The sequence below is a fragment of the Nissabacter sp. SGAir0207 genome (assembly GCF_005491205.1).
Lineage (GTDB): Bacteria > Pseudomonadota > Gammaproteobacteria > Enterobacterales > Enterobacteriaceae > Chimaeribacter.
The window spans coordinates 335653-352739 of the sequence record NZ_CP028035.1 but is presented as its reverse complement, the minus strand read 5'-3'; the positions used below and the strand labels follow the sequence as shown (position 1 = coordinate 352739).

The 17087-nt window shown below is 57.0% G+C and carries 11 protein-coding genes, 2 tRNA genes and 2 rRNA genes; 3 read left to right on the top strand and 12 right to left on the bottom strand.

Annotation, left to right across the window (positions count from 1 at the left end):
- Positions 1 to 70: 70 nt before the first annotated feature.
- From pqqF to gltP, 8 genes are all read right to left on the bottom strand, one after another.
- Positions 71 to 2479, bottom strand: a complete 2409-nt coding sequence (pqqF, locus tag C1N62_RS01650; protein ID WP_137761987.1) for a pyrroloquinoline quinone biosynthesis protein PqqF — start codon at positions 2477 to 2479, stop codon at positions 71 to 73.
- Positions 2479 to 3639: a pyrroloquinoline quinone biosynthesis protein PqqE gene (pqqE, locus tag C1N62_RS01645; RefSeq protein ID WP_137761986.1), complete on the bottom strand. Its 1161-nt coding sequence runs from the start codon at positions 3637 to 3639 to the stop codon at positions 2479 to 2481. The genes pqqF and pqqE overlap by 1 nt, the downstream gene beginning before the upstream one ends.
- The gene (gene pqqD, locus C1N62_RS01640) at positions 3608 to 3889 is read right to left on the bottom strand and encodes a pyrroloquinoline quinone biosynthesis peptide chaperone PqqD (protein ID WP_137761985.1); all 282 of its coding nucleotides are present in this window, start codon (positions 3887 to 3889) and stop codon (positions 3608 to 3610) included. The genes pqqE and pqqD overlap by 32 nt, the downstream gene beginning before the upstream one ends.
- Complete coding sequence (gene pqqC, locus C1N62_RS01635; RefSeq protein WP_137761984.1) at positions 3886 to 4650, bottom strand: pyrroloquinoline-quinone synthase PqqC; 765 nt, start codon at positions 4648 to 4650, stop codon at positions 3886 to 3888. The genes pqqD and pqqC overlap by 4 nt, the downstream gene beginning before the upstream one ends.
- A 9-nt stretch (positions 4651 to 4659) precedes the next feature.
- Positions 4660 to 5571: a pyrroloquinoline quinone biosynthesis protein PqqB gene (gene pqqB, locus C1N62_RS01630; protein WP_137761983.1), complete on the bottom strand. Its 912-nt coding sequence runs from the start codon at positions 5569 to 5571 to the stop codon at positions 4660 to 4662.
- Between the two features lie 57 nt (positions 5572 to 5628).
- Positions 5629 to 5700: a pyrroloquinoline quinone precursor peptide PqqA gene (gene pqqA, locus C1N62_RS01625; RefSeq protein WP_071822147.1), complete on the bottom strand. Its 72-nt coding sequence runs from the start codon at positions 5698 to 5700 to the stop codon at positions 5629 to 5631.
- A 222-nt stretch (positions 5701 to 5922) separates the two neighbouring features.
- Positions 5923 to 6960 carry a dipeptidase gene (locus C1N62_RS01620; RefSeq protein ID WP_137761982.1) on the bottom strand — a complete coding sequence of 346 codons (1038 nt, stop codon included), beginning with the start codon at positions 6958 to 6960 and terminating at the stop codon, positions 5923 to 5925.
- A gap of 156 nt (positions 6961 to 7116) precedes the next feature.
- The gene (gene gltP, locus C1N62_RS01615; protein WP_137764873.1) at positions 7117 to 8433 is read right to left on the bottom strand and encodes a glutamate/aspartate:proton symporter GltP; all 1317 of its coding nucleotides are present in this window, start codon (positions 8431 to 8433) and stop codon (positions 7117 to 7119) included.
- Between the two features lie 879 nt (positions 8434 to 9312).
- Between gltP and acs the strand changes: the two genes are divergently transcribed.
- From acs to actP, 3 genes are read left to right on the top strand one after another with little or no spacing between them, the layout of a single operon-like run.
- A complete protein-coding gene (acs, locus tag C1N62_RS01610) occupies positions 9313 to 11274 on the top strand; it encodes an acetate--CoA ligase (protein WP_137761981.1) in 1962 nt (653 codons plus the stop codon).
- Between the two features lie 52 nt (positions 11275 to 11326).
- Positions 11327 to 11638: a DUF485 domain-containing protein gene (locus C1N62_RS01605; RefSeq protein WP_137761980.1), complete on the top strand. Its 312-nt coding sequence runs from the start codon at positions 11327 to 11329 to the stop codon at positions 11636 to 11638.
- Positions 11635 to 13287 (top strand): cation/acetate symporter ActP, encoded by a 1653-nt coding sequence (actP, locus tag C1N62_RS01600; protein ID WP_137761979.1) that lies wholly within the window; start codon positions 11635 to 11637, stop codon positions 13285 to 13287. The genes C1N62_RS01605 and actP overlap by 4 nt, the downstream gene beginning before the upstream one ends.
- A 243-nt stretch (positions 13288 to 13530) precedes the next feature.
- Here the strand turns inward: actP and rrf are convergent.
- From rrf to C1N62_RS01580, 4 genes are all read right to left on the bottom strand, one after another.
- A 5S ribosomal RNA gene (rrf, locus tag C1N62_RS01595) occupies positions 13531 to 13646 on the bottom strand.
- 87 nt (positions 13647 to 13733) lie between these two features.
- Positions 13734 to 16643: ribosomal RNA gene (locus C1N62_RS01590) — 23S ribosomal RNA — on the bottom strand.
- A gap of 201 nt (positions 16644 to 16844) precedes the next feature.
- Positions 16845 to 16920: transfer RNA gene (locus C1N62_RS01585), tRNA-Ala, on the bottom strand.
- A 22-nt stretch (positions 16921 to 16942) separates the two neighbouring features.
- Positions 16943 to 17019, bottom strand: a tRNA-Ile gene (locus tag C1N62_RS01580).
- Positions 17020 to 17087 lie beyond the last annotated feature (68 nt).

Genomic DNA, 17087 nt, shown 5'->3' with positions numbered 1-17087 from the left:
GGTTAAGCCGGGCATTATCCTTTCTTAAGCTGACCGTCTTATACACGACATAGCTAAGGAGAACCCGCCATCAGGCGGGTTTTTTCGTTTTGGCTTCCGGTGACAATGCCCGGTCGCGTGCCCACTCGTTGCTCAATATCCACCAGCGGGTGCGCTGGCGGCAGAGGCGCTGGTGGTGCATGAGCAGCGTGGCAGGGTCGCACTGTGCAATCAGCGCGGGCGCAGGGGCGGGATGCTGCCAGTTGTCCCATGCGCGATCCAGCAGGCTGTCCGCTGGCTGGCGGAGACGGTCGATCAGCGCGGCCTGCGTCTCCGCCAATGCCGCGGCGGGCAGTGCGGCAATCTCCGCCGTCATGGTCTGGAGGAACGTTTTGCAGTGGCGCAGCAGCTGGCGAGTGGTGAGGTGCGGCGATTGCAGCGCAAACAGTATGCCTGCGTGATCCGCGCTCTGGTGGAAGCGGCAACTGACCACGTAGCCAATGTTCAGCTCCACCCGCAGCCGCTGGAAGAAGCGCGGCTCATAGATCATCGCCAGCAACTGCCCCGCCACTTTCGCGTCCGGCGCATCGTCAAGTGGGCAGAAGAGCAGGAGCGCACGCTCTGCACTGGCGGTAGCGATCGGCCAGATCCGCCGGGCTGGCGGCAGGATCGGGACGATCCTCGCCGCAGCGTTGACCGGTGCCGGGAACGCGCTCAACTGGCGGGCAAGCGTAAGGCGCAACGGCTCTTCGCCGCCATACAGGCTGGCCTGCCAGTGGCCGGGAAAGGCGCTATCCATTGGCGTTGCCAGACAGCCCGGCAGGCGGTTGAGCAGGGTACGAATGGGAATGTCCGCGTGCCATGCCTGCTGCTCCTGCCGCGCGGCCTGCTGCCCTCGCGCCACCGCCTCTGCCGACAACGGCAGCCGCGCGCAGATGTGCGCCAACGCCTGTGGCATCAATGATGGTTGTGCCCGGCAGCGCAACGCCCAGACGCCCTGCTGGCGGCCAAACGCCAGTTCCCCACCCTGATGGGCCAGATCGCCCGCCAGCGGCCGCAGGGCGCGCTGTATGGCGTGCCCCCAGTCATCCGGGAAGGCGTGGCCGCGCGCCGGGCGCAGCAGCAGTACCGGGTCGCCGCTAGCCGCCTGTTGCGGCAGGGGAGCCGCGTTCACAGGCAACGCTGGCAGGGCTAAGGGTTGCGCCAACGGGTGGAAATGCCAGTCAGGTATTGCCACGGCTGGCAACGGCTCAGACGGGCGCGTCGAGAGCGTCAGCGGGAATCCCTGTACGCTGGCCTGCTGCCCACCGTTATCTGGTGCCGCCCACAGCCGGGCGCCCTGCCGGTCTGTCAGTTGCGCCAACAGCGCGCGCCACTCCCCCTCCTCCACCCTGCCGGGCAGTGGGAAGCCAAATGCCTGCTCACGCAACTGATCCATCGGCGGCAAGCGCCCGGCCTCCTGCTCTGCCAGGTGCGCATAGTGCGCACGCTGGGCAGGCGTCAAGGTGGTGAGCCGCTGGCACCAGCGCTGGAACAGCGCCGCCATGCGCGGGAGCGCGCTACGGGTCAGGGTGCTGCCGCTGAACTCCACGGAGAGAATGGCGGCAGTGGCGGAGCGATACTCCAGCAGCAGGCGCGCCTCGTCACAGAGGTTCTCCTGCCGCAGGCCAGCCAACAGGCTGCCAGTGGCTTCATCCACCAACAGCCGGCGCAATAGGGAGAGCGCCGGCCATGACACTGGCGACAGCGCGAACCCCAGCCGTAGCCGTGGGGTGCCGGCGCAGCGCAGATCGATGACCGGTTGGGCCGCCAGTTCCGGCGGTGCGGGCGGCGTCGGGCGCGGCAACTCACCCGCGGCAAAGCGGCCGCCATAGCGTCGGGCAAGCTGTTCCAGTATCTCGAGCGGCTGGGGGCCGTGCAGCCAGAGGGTCAGGTTGGCGGCGCGATAGACACGTTGGTGGAAAGCGCGCAGCGCCTGTTGCAGGGCATCTTCATCGTCGCCAAAGCTTTCCCGGCTACCGACCTGAAACCGGTGCAGCGCCGTTGGGCCACGGAACGCCAGACTCAGGGCAGCGGCGCACTGCGTCTCGGCGTGGGTCTGGAGCAGGCCATATTCGGCATCAATGATGGCGCACTCCTGGCGCTGCGCCTCTTGCGTCAGCAGCGGCGCGGCCAGCATATCCACCAGCCGCGCCACGCCCGCTTCCAGCCGGTCAGCATTGACCTCAAAGAAGTAGGCGGTGGAGGTCGCGAGCGTCGTGGCATTCACCCGCCCGCCCTGCGCCTGCACCCACGCCATCAGCCGCGCCCGATCGCGAAAGCTTTCACTGCCGGCAAACACCAGATGCTCCAGCAAGTGCGCCAGCCCCGGCCACTCGGCCGGCTCGTCGTGGCTGCCAGCATCAGCCAGCAGCAGCGCCGCGGCGCGCCCGCCCTGCGGCTGCGTAACGCAGTGCACCCGCAGGCCATTTGGCAGGATCAGCGCGCGCGCCTCCGGCATCAGCACTCAGCCTTGAAGATCAGCTGCGAGTTGGCGCGGTTGCGGAAGGTCAGCTGGTCAATCAGCATGGTGGTGCAGTTGGCCTTCTCCCGCGCCTCCAGAATCTGGCCGTGGTGCGGGGATTTGCTACAGACCGGATCGGCGTTGTCGGCATTGCCGGTCAGCATGTAGGCCTGGCAACGGCAGCCGCCGTAATCCTTCTCCTTTTCCGGGCAGGAGCGGCACGGCTCCGGCATCCAGTCATAGCCGCGATAGCGGTTAAAGCCGAAGGATTCATACCAGATGTGGTGGAGATCGTGCTCCAGCACTGACGGGAACTTCACCGGCAATTGGCGCGCGCTGTGGCACGGCAGGGCGTCGCCCTCCGGCGTGACGCTGAGGAAGATGGCACCCCAGCCGCCCATGCACCCTTTCGGGCGCTCCTCGTAGTAATCCGGCGTGACGAACAGCAGGTTCGCCAGATTGCCGCTCTCCGCCATCTTCGCGCGGTAGCGCTGCACGGTGGCCTCGGCGCGGGCGATCTGCTCACGCGTCGGCAGCAGCCCCTCGCGGTTGAGGTGCGCCCAGCCGTAGAACTGGCAGGTCGCCAGCTCGACGTCATCCGCCTCCAGCTCGATGCACAGCTCAATGATGCGATCGATCTGGTCGATGTTATGGCGGTGCAGCACAAAGTTGAGCACCATCGGGTAGCCCTGCGCCTTGACCGCCTTGGCCATCGCCAACTTCTGCTGGAACGCCTTTTGCGAACCGGCCAGCGCTGCGTTCAGCGTCTCGTCACTGGCCTGGAAGCTGATCTGGATATGGTCCAGCCCCGCCTCGCTGAAGGCTTCCAGCTTCTTCTCCGTCAGGCCGATGCCGGAGGTGATGAGGTTGGTATAGAACCCCATGTCATGCGCGGCCTTGATCAGTTCAGGCAGATCCTTGCGCACCAGCGGCTCACCGCCCGAGAAGCCGAGCTGGACGCTGCCCAGCTCACGCGCCTGACGGAACACCTCGATCCACTGCTCCGTTGTCAGCTCCTTCTCCTGTTTGGCGAAGTCGAGCGGGTTGGAGCAGTAGGGGCACTGCAATGGGCAGCGATAAGTCAGCTCCGCCAGCAGCCAGAGCGGCGGGTTGACCTGCGGTTTTTCACTCACGGAACATGATCCACTTTTGTTCATAGGCGCTGACGAAGAACTCCTTCACATCTTCGCCCACACCCCCGGCGTCAGGGAAACGCGCGTCCAGCGCGGCAATGATGTCAGCAACGGTGCGCTTGCCATCCACCAGCTCCAGAATGGCGGTCGCGCTCTCATTGAGCTTGGCCATCCCCTCTGGGTAGAGGATCACGTGGCAATCCTGCACCTTCTCAAACTGCAGGCGGTAGCCACGGCGGAAAACCGGGGTGCTTGCCTCTTTGATCTCAATCATACGAGTCTCTCGCTATGCCAGACAGGTTGCTGGGTAACAGTATGGTACGGCGGGCGACCCAGCGCGTAGGCCATGGTCATGGCATCCAGCATGGTCCACAGGATGTCCAGTTTGAATTGCAGGATCTCCAGCATACGCTGCTGCTTCTCGACGGTATCGCAATACTCCAGCGCCAGCGCCAAACCATGCTCCACGTCGCGGTTCGCCTGGCTCAGGCGGCTGCGGAAGTAGCCGTAGCCCTCTGGCTCAATCCAGGTGTAGTGCTGCGGCCAGCTATCCAACCGCGACTGGTGGATCTGCGGGGCGAACAGCTCGGTCAGCGAGCTACAGGCCGCCTCCTGCCAGTTGGCGCGGCGCGCAAAGTTGACGTAGGCATCAACCGCGAAGCGCACGCCCGGCAGCACATACTGCTCGGAGAGCAGCGCCTCACGTTGCAGGCCCACGGCCTCGCCCAGACGCAGCCAGGCCTCGATGCCGCCCTCGCCCGGCTGGGTGCCGTCGTGGTCGAGGATGCGCTGTACCCATTTGCGGCGGGTCTCCGGGTGCGGGCAGTTCGCCATGATGGCGGCATCTTTCAACGGAATGCTGGTCTGGTAGTAGAAGCGGTTTGCCACCCAGCCACGGATCTGCTCCACCGTCGCCTGCCCATTGTGCATGGCGATATGGTAGGGGTGGTGGATGTGGTAGTACGCGCCCTTGGCGCGCAGTGCCTGTTCAAACTCATCTGGCGTCATCAGTTGCGCCGGCGTCTCTGTTCTCATGGTGATCTCCTAGAGCGCAATCGTCATGCCGTCCCAACTGACCTCTACCCCTTGCTCCGTCAGGAGGTGGCGTTCAGCTGAGTCTTCATTGAGAATCGGATTGGTATTGTTGATATGGATGAGGATTTTGCGCTTGGCTGGCATACTGCGCAGCAGCGCCGCCAGCCCTTGATCCTCCGCCAGCGCCAGGTGGCCCATGTCCTTCCCGGTGTTGCGCCCCACGCCGGTGTCTGCCAGCTCATTGTCACGCCAGAGCGTGCCATCAATCAGCAGGCAGTCCGCCTTTTTCATCCAGCCCAGCAGGGTGTCGTCTGGCTCGCCGAGGCCCGGTGCATAGAGCAGCGAGGTGCCGTTGGCGGTGTCTTCAATGAACAGCGCGACGTTGTGGCCCGGCAGCGGCTTGCCGCGATAGCGTGAATAGGGCGGCGCATTGCTCAGCAGCGGGATGGCGGTGAAGCGGATGGTCGGACAGACCGCGACAGAGAAGCTCTCCTGCGGGGCAATCGGGTGGTGAATCAGGCCGCCGTTCCAGTGAGAGAGCATGGTGAAGACCGGGAAACCGGTGGTCAGGTCGTCATGCACCTCTGGCGTGCACCAGACGTGGTGCGGGCACCCCTCGCGCAGGTTGAGCAAACCGGCACTGTGGTCGATCTGGCTGTCCGTCAGGATAATCGCGCCGATGCCGGTGCCGCGCAGTACCCCTTTCTTATGAAGCTCCGGCGAGGCCGCCAACTGGTGGCAGATGTCGGGCGAGGCGTTGCACAGTACCCACTCTTCGCCATTGCCACTGACGGCGATGGAAGATTGCGTGCGGGGAGAGGCGTTAATCGTACCGTTACGTACGCCCTGGCAGTTGCTGCAATGACAGTTCCACTGAGGAAAGCCGCCGCCCGCCGCAGAACCGAGAACTTTAATCTGCATGTGTAGACCGAGAAGGGAGAAGAGAAGATGCCCACAGCCAGGCCGTGGGCATGGGGATTAACGGTTGGAAATGTACAGAGTCACTTCCAGGCCGAGACGCAGGTCAACAAATTTAGGTTTAGTCCACATGGGGTTATCCTCTTGGTGTCATAAACAAGCATGTCACACATGCTCAGGTAATTGCGGCAAACAACTGGCGGGTTGTCAAATTCAGCAGGGATAAATACCTGTTGGCGGGTCAACCCGGCAGGCTGCCAGGCCGCAACAATTTTCGCGGCGCTGATGTTGCTCCAATGTAAATAGTTAATCAACCCTTAATACGGGCTGAAGCATCAGGCAACGTCAGCTCCCCTACTCGCCCCAGGTGCGTTTCAATACCCGCAACCAGTTGCGCCAGGAAATTTTTTCAATCAGCTCAGCGCCATAGCCAGCGTCTGCCAGCGCCTGTTGCAGGCGGGGCAAGCCCGTAACGTCGTTCAGCTCATCTGGCACGCTGATGCCATCGAAATCCGAGCCAAAGGCGACCCGGTCTTCACCCAGTTTAGCGATCAAATAGTCAATATGTTTGACGATTTCTGTTATCGGGGTGTTTCCACTGCGTTGCCCATCGCTCCGCAAAAATGCGTTGCCAAAGTTGACGCCCACCAGCCCATCGCTTTCGCGGATGGCCGCCAGCTGTTTGTCCGTCAGGTTGCGCGGCTGTTGGCAGAGCGCATGGGCATTGGAGTGGGTAGCCACCAGTGGCGCATCGCTAAGAGCGGCGGTCTGCCAGAAGGCTTTCTCATTCATATGGGAGAGATCGATCAGCAGGCGTTTGCGATTGCAGGCGCGCAACAGCGCGATGCCCTCGGCGGTCAGCCCCTCGCCCGTGTCCGGCGAGCCGGGGAAGGTGCCGTTGATGCCAAAGCCGTAGCGGTTCGGCAGGTTCCAGAATGGCCCCAGGCTGCGCAGCCCCGCGTCATAGAACTCATCCAGCAGCGCCAGCTCATCATCCAGCGCCTCCGCTCCCTCGATATGCAGCACCATCGCCAGCTGACCGGCGGCCATGCACTGCTCAATCTCAGTTGCCGTGCGGCAAATTTTCGCCTGCCCTGCGGAGTCCGTCTCCAGCTTTTGCAGGATGGCGATCTGCTGGCGAGTGATGCCGAGCGGATCGTGGGGGGCGTCTGCCACTGCTGGCTTTATTTTGGCAGCGTGCTCAGCTGGCGGTACGAATACCGCAAACATGCCACCCGCGAAACGTCCCTGACGCATTCGCGGCAAGTCGAGATGGCCCTGAATGCCCCCCTGTAAAAATGCGGCGGCCGGCTGCGCATCATGGTGCAGCCAGAGATTCAGCAAGAGATCGTTATGGCCATCAAAGACCGGGAAAGCGGGAGCATTCGGCATAGGATTCAATATGGCAGGTGGAATTTCGGTTTTGTTATACGGAAAGGCCAAGGGGGGCGCAAGTAAGAAAGTCTTTAGTTATGCAACAAAAGCCGCTGGCAGCGGCCAATAAAAAAGGGAACTGCATCGGCAGTTCCCTCTCTGGGTGAGGCTGAATCAGGACTGTTTCAGCTCACGCGCTTTTTGCAACATCATGCGCTTTTCATAACGGGCCGCTTTGGCGCTGTCGAATTGGTTCTCCCACTTCGCAATCACCAGCACCGCCAGCGCGTTGCCCACCACGTTCAGCGCGGTGCGCGCCATGTCCAGCAGGCGGTCAACACCAGCGATAAAGGCCAGACCTTCCAGCGGAATGCCCGCGCTGCCCAGCGTCGCCAGCAGCACCACAAAGGAGACGCCCGGTACACCAGCGATGCCTTTGGAGGTGACCATCAGCGTCAGCACCAGAATGATCTCCTGGCTCAGCGACAGGTCAATGCCATACATCTGGGCAATAAAGATGGCGGCAATTGCCTGATACAGCGTCGAGCCATCAAGGTTAAAGGAGTAACCGGTCGGCACCACAAAACTGGTGATGGCTTTCGGCGCGCCATAGGCTTCCATCTTCTCAATAATACGCGGCAGAACAGTCTCTGAACTGGAGGTAGAATAGGAGAGGATTAGCTCATCTTTCAAAATACGGATCAGCGTCATAATGCGTAAGTTACACATCCGCGCAATGCCGCCCAACACCACCAGCGCAAAGAAAATAATGGCGAAATAGACCAACAGCATCAGTTTGGCCAATGGCAGCAGTGAACCAAAGCCAAAGTTTGCCACTGTCACCGCGATCAGGCTGAATACACCAATCGGTGCATAACGCATGATCATGTTGGTCACTTTGAACATGGTTTCCGAAACCGCTTTAAATACTTTCAGCAGCGGCTCTTTAGTCTCTGTCGGCAGGGAGGAGAGGCCCAGACCAAACAGCACAGAGAAGAAGATAATCGGCAACATGTCACCTTTTACCATCGAAGAGAAGATGTTCGACGGAATTAGCGACAGGATTGTCCCTACCAGACTGTGGCCACTGCTCTCAACTGCCTCAGTGGTTTTTTCATATTGGGAAATATCGACCGCAGAGAGCGTCGACATATCGATACCGTGACCGGGTTGAAAAACATTAGCCAGGGTAATTCCCACTACAATGGCAATGGTGGTAACCACTTCAAAGTAAATAATGGTTTTCAGTCCGATGCGGCCAAGTTTTTTTGCGTCACCCACGCCGGCAATACCAACAACCAGAGTGGCAATCACAATAGGCACGACAATCATTTTAATCAGGCGGATAAAAATACTTCCTGCCGGATTAAGAATATTATCCACCAACCATGTTTTTGATTCAGGTTGGTTATGCAGTACGGCACCAACAATAATGCCTAATGCCAATGCAATCAGGATTTGCCAGGCGAGGCTGATTTTAACATTTCTCATACCGAAAAAGTCCTCAAAGCCTCCTTTCCCCATTTTAATTTGGTGAAAAGAGTACTTAATCGTTACATACGGGCTATAGTTAATGAGATGGGCGCTGCAACTTCCCGTCAGATGCAAGCCGGCTAAATCAGTATCATTTTGCACCGTTGCACTGCAAGCGTTGATTTCGTATGCAATTTACCCACAAAAGCCATACATTATGCTTATGTAGTAACCATACTGTCATAAGTTTATGTTATCGCTTAAATAATTTTCTCTTTGTCGCAAATATCCATAGGCGTCACTCTGAAAATAGAATTAAAAAAAAGTCGCCCTCCCGCTCACTATTTATCCATCGCCCACCGCTATTATGTTTATAAAATGTTAATATAGCTCGCGCCGTTATATCCACACTATTAACAGGGCAAATAGGCGTTTGCTGCCATTTTGCTTCAACTTCCACTAAATCACGCCAAGACAATAATTTCCCCTAGCCATCGTGCTCTGTCTGACTGCTATTCATGCGGGAAATCTTGGCGGCCCTAATGCTTATTCATGACGAGTAAAAAATCAGCGCCCTATTTATTCCTGAGATGCCGATACTTTTTATCGATGTCATTGATAGGTACTGACTAAATTAGAAATGAACAGCGTCAAATGGCGGCTTTACTGCTTTTTCATTTAAATAGCCCGTTTTTCCCTGCTTATTCACGTTTTTACCCAGCAACTTTTTACCTATTAATCTGCCCTTTCTCATCACAGAAGTGATTAATTTATTGAGATTTTCACAAAAAGTTACGTGTTGCGTGATCTGTCGCCCAAAAAGAGAACAAAGAACCAAGGCAAACTACAATTAACTTATGGTTGACATACTATTAACATTCTCAAGGAGAAATGACGATGAGCCAGATTCATAAGCACCCTGTCCCTGCCGCCATTGCAGAGCATGCCCTGATCAATCCAGAGCAATATCAGCAGTATTACAAACAATCCGTTGAAGACCCGGAAGCCTTTTGGGGGGAACACGGCAAAATCATTGACTGGATCACGCCTTATAGCCAGGTGAAGAATACCTCTTTCGTACCGGGCAATATCTCTATTCGCTGGTTTGAAGATGGCACGCTGAACCTGGCAGCCAACTGCCTCGATCGCCATCTTGCCGAGCGCGGTGACCAGACTGCCATTATCTGGGAAGCAGATAATCCGCAGGAGGAGAGCCAGAGCCTCACTTACCGGCAACTGCATCAACAGGTGTGCCGCTTCGCCAATGCCCTGAAAAAACTGGGCATCCGCAAGGGCGACGTGGTCGCCATCTATATGCCGATGGTGCCGGAAGCGGCTGTCGCGATGCTGGCTTGCGCCCGTATTGGTGCCGTGCACTCGGTGATCTTTGGTGGCTTCTCACCGGATGCCGTGGCCGGACGCATTATCGACTCCAGCGCCAAACTGGTGATCACCGCCGATGAGGGTTTGCGCGCGGGCCGCACCATCCCGCTGAAAAAGAATGTGGATGACGCGCTGAAGAATGCCTCTGTCACGTCCATTACCCATAGCATTGTCCTGCGCCGTACGGGTAAGCAGGGTGAATGGCAGGAGGGACGCGACCTCTGGTGGCACGATGTGATCCGTGATGTGTCCGATGATTGCCCGGCGGAGGAGATGAAGGCGGAAGATCCGCTGTTCATCCTCTATACCTCGGGTTCGACCGGCAAGCCGAAAGGGGTGCTCCATACCACCGGCGGCTATCTGGTCTATGCCGCCATGACCTTCAAATATGTGTTTGATTACCATCCCGGCGAGATTTACTGGTGCACCGCGGATGTCGGCTGGGTAACCGGCCACAGCTACCTGCTCTATGGGCCGCTGGCCTGCGGCGCCATTACGCTGATGTTTGAGGGGGTACCCAACTCCCCTACCGTAAACCGTATGGCACAGGTGATCGACAAGCATCAGGTCAACATCCTCTATACCGCACCGACCGCCATCCGCGCCTTAATGGCCGAGGGGGACAAAGCGATTGAGGGCACCTCCCGCGATTCACTGCGCATCATGGGTTCGGTCGGGGAGCCAATCAACCCGGAAGCCTGGGAGTGGTACTACAACAAGATCGGCAATGGCAACTGCCCAATCGTTGATACCTGGTGGCAGACCGAAACCGGTGGCTTCATGATCACCCCTCTGCCGGGCGCCACAGAGCTGAAGGCCGGTTCCGCGACCCGCCCGTTCTTCGGGGTACAGCCCGCACTGGTTGATAATGAGGGCAATCCGCAAGAGGGAGCCTGTGAAGGCAACCTGGTGATTACCGACTCCTGGCCGGGACAGGCACGTACGCTGTTTGGCGACCATGAGCGCTTCGAGCAGACCTACTTCTCCACCTTCAAAGGCATGTACTTTAGCGGTGATGGCGCGCGCCGGGATGAAGATGGTTACTACTGGATCACCGGCCGGGTGGATGATGTGCTGAATATCTCCGGGCATCGCCTTGGGACGGCGGAGATTGAGTCGGCTCTGGTGGCGCATCCGAAAATTGCAGAGGCCGCGGTGGTTGGCATTCCCCACAACATTAAAGGTCAGGCAATCTACGCCTATGTCACCCTCAACCATGGTGAGGAGCCTTCGCCTGAGCTTTACACAGAAGTACGTAACTGGGTTCGCAAGGAGATTGGCTCCATTGCCACGCCCGATATTCTGCACTGGACCGATGCCCTGCCAAAAACCCGCTCCGGCAAGATCATGCGCCGTATCCTGCGCAAAATTGCCGCCGGTGACACCGCTAACTTAGGTGATACCTCTACCCTCGCCGATCCCGGCGTCGTCGAGAAGCTGTTGGAAGAAAAACAATCAATGAACGCTGCATCGTAATTACACCGCCCTGAGGGCGGTGTTCTCAATCAATGCCTCACAGGAGACTCCGATGAATGATGCGATTTATCAAGGGATTGAAAAGGACCCGCGCTTTAGGGAATTGGTGCGAAAACGTGGCCGCTTTGCCTGGCTGCTCTCAATCATCACGCTGGTGTTGTATGTCAGCTTTATTTTGCTGATCGCGTTCGATCCGCAGTGGCTGGGCACCCCCATCGGGACGGACACGGTGATCACCCGCGGTATTCCGGTTGGGATCGGGCTGATCCTGATCTCCTTCATCCTGACTGGGATCTACGTCTTCCGGGCCAATGGCGAGTTTGATCGCCTGACGCAGGAGCTGGTGCGTGGGGTGAAGCCATGAATGCCAAGTTGATCGCTTCGCTGGCGCTGCTGGCACTACCTTCAGCCGCGCTGGCGCGGGTAGCCGGTGATGTCCAGCGGCAACCGCTGAACATCCAGGCCATCATCCTGTTTGTGCTGTTTGTTGGGGCGACCCTCTACATCACCTATTGGGCCGCCAAACGCACCCGCTCACGCCAGGATTACTACACGGCGGGCGGGCGCATCACTGGTTTCCAAAATGGGTTGGCGATTGCCGGCGACTTTATGTCTGCGGCTTCGTTCCTCGGTATCTCGGCGCTGGTCTATACCTCTGGCTACGATGGCCTGATCTACTCCATCGGTTTCTTGATCGGTTGGCCAATCATCCTGTTTTTGATTGCTGAGCGTCTGCGTAACCTTGGGCGCTACACCTTCGCCGATGTCGCCTCTTACCGCCTGCAACAGAAGCCGATCCGGCTGCTGTCAGCATGTGGCTCACTGGTGGTGGTCGCGCTCTACCTGATTGCCCAGATGGTAGGCGCCGGCAAGTTGATTCAGCTGCTGTTTGGCCTTAACTACCATATTGCGGTGATTTTGGTTGGGATTTTGATGGTGCTGTATGTGCTGTTCGGCGGCATGTTGGCGACCACTTGGGTGCAGATTATCAAAGCCGTGCTGCTATTGGCTGGTGCCAGCTTTATGGCGCTGATGGTGATGAAATCCGTGGGCTTTGATTTCAACCGGCTCTTCACAGAGGCAATCAGCACCCATCCCAAAGGGCTGGCGATTATGAGTCCCGGTGGATTGGTTTCTGACCCGATTTCCGCCCTCTCCCTTGGCCTGGCACTGATGTTTGGTACCGCCGGTTTGCCACACATCCTGATGCGCTTCTTCACCGTGAATGATGCCAAAGAGGCCCGGAAAAGCGTGTTCTACGCCACCGGCTTCATCGGCTACTTCTATATCCTGACCTTTATTATCGGGTTTGGCGCAATCTTCCTGGTGGGCGGCAACCCGATCTTCAAAGACGCCACCGGTGCCCTGCTGGGCGGCACCAATATGGCGGCGGTACATCTGGCCAATGCGGTCGGCGGTAACTTCTTCCTTGGTTTTATCTCTGCCGTCGCCTTCGCTACTATTCTGGCTGTGGTCGCGGGTCTGACACTGGCCGGTGCCTCTGCGGTCTCCCATGACCTGTACGCCAGCGTGGTGAAGAATGGTAAGGCGACCGAGCAGGATGAGCTGCGCGTTTCCAAGATCACGGTGCTGATCCTGGGGATCGTGGCGATAGGACTGGGGATTTTGTTTGAGAAGCAGAACATCGCTTTCATGGTCGGGCTGGCCTTCTCTATCGCAGCCAGCTGCAATTTCCCGATTATTATTCTGTCGATGTACTGGGCAAAACTGACCACTCGCGGTGCCATGATTGGCGGCTGGTTGGGGCTGTTGACGGCCGTCTTACTGATGATCCTTGGCCCGACAATTTGGGTACAGATCCTCGGCCATGCCGCGCCAATTTACCCTTATGAGTACCCTGCGCTGTTTTCCATGATCGTTGCCTTTGTCGGCACCTGGCTATTCTCGATCACCGATCATTCGGTGCAAGGTGAACAAGAGCGGGCGCGCTTCTTCTCCCAGTTTGTCCGTTCGCAAACCGGCGTAGGGATCTCGCAAAGCGTGGAACATTGATAGCTCATCAAGCCCAAAAGGCCATCCCGTTGGATGGCCTTTTTCATGGCATTAACGGTTATGATGTAAACAAAAAAGCCCCACGCTGTCGCATGGGGCTTTTCTATTGGGCAGACAAGACTGCATAGAGTACAAGCTTATTGCCTACTCAACGAAAATTTATGCCACAGGAACTATTTTCCCGTTTTTCAGGCAAACAAAAAAGCCCCATGCTTATCGCATGAGGCTGTTTTGTGAATGGATGCCTGGCAGTTCCCTACTCTCGCATGGGGAGACCCCACACTACCATCGGCGCTACGGCGTTTCACTTCTGAGTTCGGCATGGGGTCAGGTGGGACCACCGCGCTCGTGCCGCCAGGCAAATTCTGTGCTCTGACCGCCCATCGGGCCATCAGATATCTGAACCAAGCTGAATATCGCGTCTCTGAAAACACCTTCGGTGTTGTAAGGTTAAGCCTCACGGGTCATTAGTACCGGTTAGCTCAATGCATCGCTGCACTTACACATCCGGCCTATCAACGTCTTCGTCTTAAACGTCCCTTCAGGGGACTCAAGGTCCCAGGGAAGACTCATCTTGAGGCAAGTTTCGCGCTTAGATGCTTTCAGCGCTTATCTTTTCCGCACTTAGCTACCGGGCAGTGCCATTGGCATGACAACCCGAACACCAGTGGTGCGTTCACTCCGGTCCTCTCGTACTAGGAGCAACCCCTCTCAATCTTCCAACGCCCACGGCAGATAGGGACCGAACTGTCTCACGACGTTCTAAACCCAGCTCGCGTACCACTTTAAACGGCGAACAGCCGTACCCTTGGGACCTACTTCAGCCCCAGGATGTGATGAGCCGACATCGAGGTGCCAAACACCGCCGTCGATATGAACTCTTGGGCGGTATCAGCCTGTTATCCCCGGAGTACCTTTTATCCGTTGAGCGATGGCCCTTCCATTCAGAACCACCGGATCACTAAGACCTGCTTTCGCACCTGCTCGAGCCGTCACTCTCGCAGTCAAGCTAGCTTATGCCTTTGCACTAACCTCACGATGTCCGACCGTGATTAGCTAACCTTCGTGCTCCTCCGTTACTCTTTAGGAGGAGACCGCCCCAGTCAAACTACCCACCAGACACTGTCCTCACCCCGGATAACGGGGCCGAGTTAGAACATCAAACATTAAAGGGTGGTATTTCAAGGTTGGCTCCATGCAGACTGGCGTCCACACTTCAAAGCCTCCCACCTATCCTACACATCAAGGCTCAATGTTCAGTGTCAAGCTATAGTAAAGGTTCACGGGGTCTTTCCGTCTTGCCGCGGGTACACTGCATCTTCACAGCGAGTTCAATTTCACTGAGTCTCGGGTGGAGACAGCCTGGCCATCATTACGCCATTCGTGCAGGTCGGAACTTACCCGACAAGGAATTTCGCTACCTTAGGACCGTTATAGTTACGGCCGCCGTTTACCGGGGCTTCGATCAAGAGCTTCGCGTTGCCGCTAACCCCATCAATTAACCTTCCGGCACCGGGCAGGCGTCACACCGTATACGTCCACTTTCGTGTTTGCACAGTGCTGTGTTTTTATTAAACAGTTGCAGCCAGCTGGTATCTGCGACTGGCTTCAGCTCCGGGAGCAAGTCCCTTCACCTACATGCCAGCGTGCCTTCTCCCGAAGTTACGGCACCATTTTGCCTAGTTCCTTCACCCGAGTTCTCTCAAGCGCCTGAGTATTCTCTACCTGACCACCTGTGTCGGTTTGGGGTACGATTTCGTGTTACCTGGAGCTTAGAGGCTTTTCCTGGAAGCAGGGCATCAGCTACTTCACCACCGTAGTGGCTCGTCATTGCGCCTCAGGGTTAACAAGAAAGCGGATTTACCTGCCTTCTCCCCCTACACGCTTAAACCAGGACAACCGTCGCCTGGCCAGCCTAGCCTTCTCCGTCCCCCCTTCGCAGTAACACCAAGTACAGGAATATTAACCTGTTTCCCATCGACTACGCTTTTCAGCCTCGCCTTAGGGGTCGACTCACCCTGCCCCGATTAACGTTGGACAGGAACCCTTGGTCTTCCGGCGAGCGGGCTTTTCACCCGCTTTATCGTTACTTATGTCAGCATTCGCACTTCTGATACCTCCAGCAGACCTCACAGTCCACCTTCGCAGGCTTACAGAACGCTCCCCTACCCAACAACGCCTAAGCGTCGCTGCCGCAGCTTCGGTGCATGGTTTAGCCCCGTTACATCTTCCGCGCAGGCCGACTCGACCAGTGAGCTATTACGCTTTCTTTAAATGATGGCTGCTTCTAAGCCAACATCCTGGCTGTCTGTGCCTTCCCACATCGTTTCCCACTTAACCATGACTTTGGGACCTTAGCTGGCGGTCTGGGTTGTTTCCCTCTTCACGACGGACGTTAGCACCCGCCGTGTGTCTCCCGTGATAATATTCTTCGGTATTCGCAGTTTGCATCGGGTTGGTAAGCCGGGGTGGCCCCCTAGCCGAAACAGTGCTCTACCCCCGAAGATAAATTCACGAGGCGCTACCTAAATAGCTTTCGGGGAGAACCAGCTATCTCCCGGTTTGATTGGCCTTTCACCCCCAGCCACAAGTCATCCGCTAATTTTTCAACATTAGTCGGTTCGGTCCTCCAGTTAGTGTTACCCAACCTTCAACCTGCCCATGGCTAGATCACCGGGTTTCGGGTCTATACCTTGCAACTAGACGCCCAGTTAAGACTCGGTTTCCCTACGGCTCCCCTATACGGTTAACCTTGCTACAAAATATAAGTCGCTGACCCATTATACAAAAGGTACGCAGTCACCCTGATAAATCAAGGCTCCCACTGCTTGTACGTACACGGTTTCAGGTTCTATTTCACTCCCCTCGCCGGGGTTCTTTTCGCCTTTCCCTCACGGTACTGGTTCACTATCGGTCAGTCAGGAGTATTTAGCCTTGGAGGATGGTCCCCCCATATTCAGACAGGATGTCACGTGTCCCGCCCTACTCATCGAACTCACAACTTGTGTATTTTTGTGTACGGGACTATCACCCTTTGCTGTGCGACTTTCCAGACGCTTCCACTAACACACAAACTGATTCAGGTTCTGGGCTGTTCCCCGTTCGCTCGCCGCTACTGGGGAATCTCGGTTGATTTCTTTTCCTCGGGGTACTTAGATGTTTCAGTTCCCCCGGTTCGCCTCACTGCACTATGTATTCATGCAGAGATAGTGTGACGTATCACACTGGGTTTCCCCATTCGGGTATCGTCGGGTATAACGCTTCATATCAGCTTACCGACGCTTATCGCAGATTAGCACGCCCTTCATCGCCTCTGACTGCCTAGGCATCCACCGTGTACGCTTAGTCGCTTAACCTCACAACCCGAAGATGTTTCCATCAGGGTGTGATTATTTGAGAGACTCTCTTACATGCGCCATCTCTCAAGACTTCTACGGAGAGAGACAGGGCTGTAAGGTTTCAATTTTCAGCTTGTTCCAGATTGTTAAAGAGCAAATACTTCACAGCATACTGTCGCCAGTATACTCAGAACTATTATTTATGCAGACCGTACGAGATGGTGGAGCTAAGCGGGATCGAACCGCTGACCTCCTGCGTGCAAGGCAGGCGCTCTCCCAGCTGAGCTATAGCCCCGTGCAGTCTTAAGATACCTTTGTGGTAGGCCTGAGTGGACTTGAACCACCGACCTCACCCTTATCAGGGGTGCGCTCTAACCACCTGAGCTACAAGCCTATAAAGGTATTTCTGCTCGAATTTCATCAGACAATCTGTGTGAGCACTGCACAGTCAAATATCTCTAG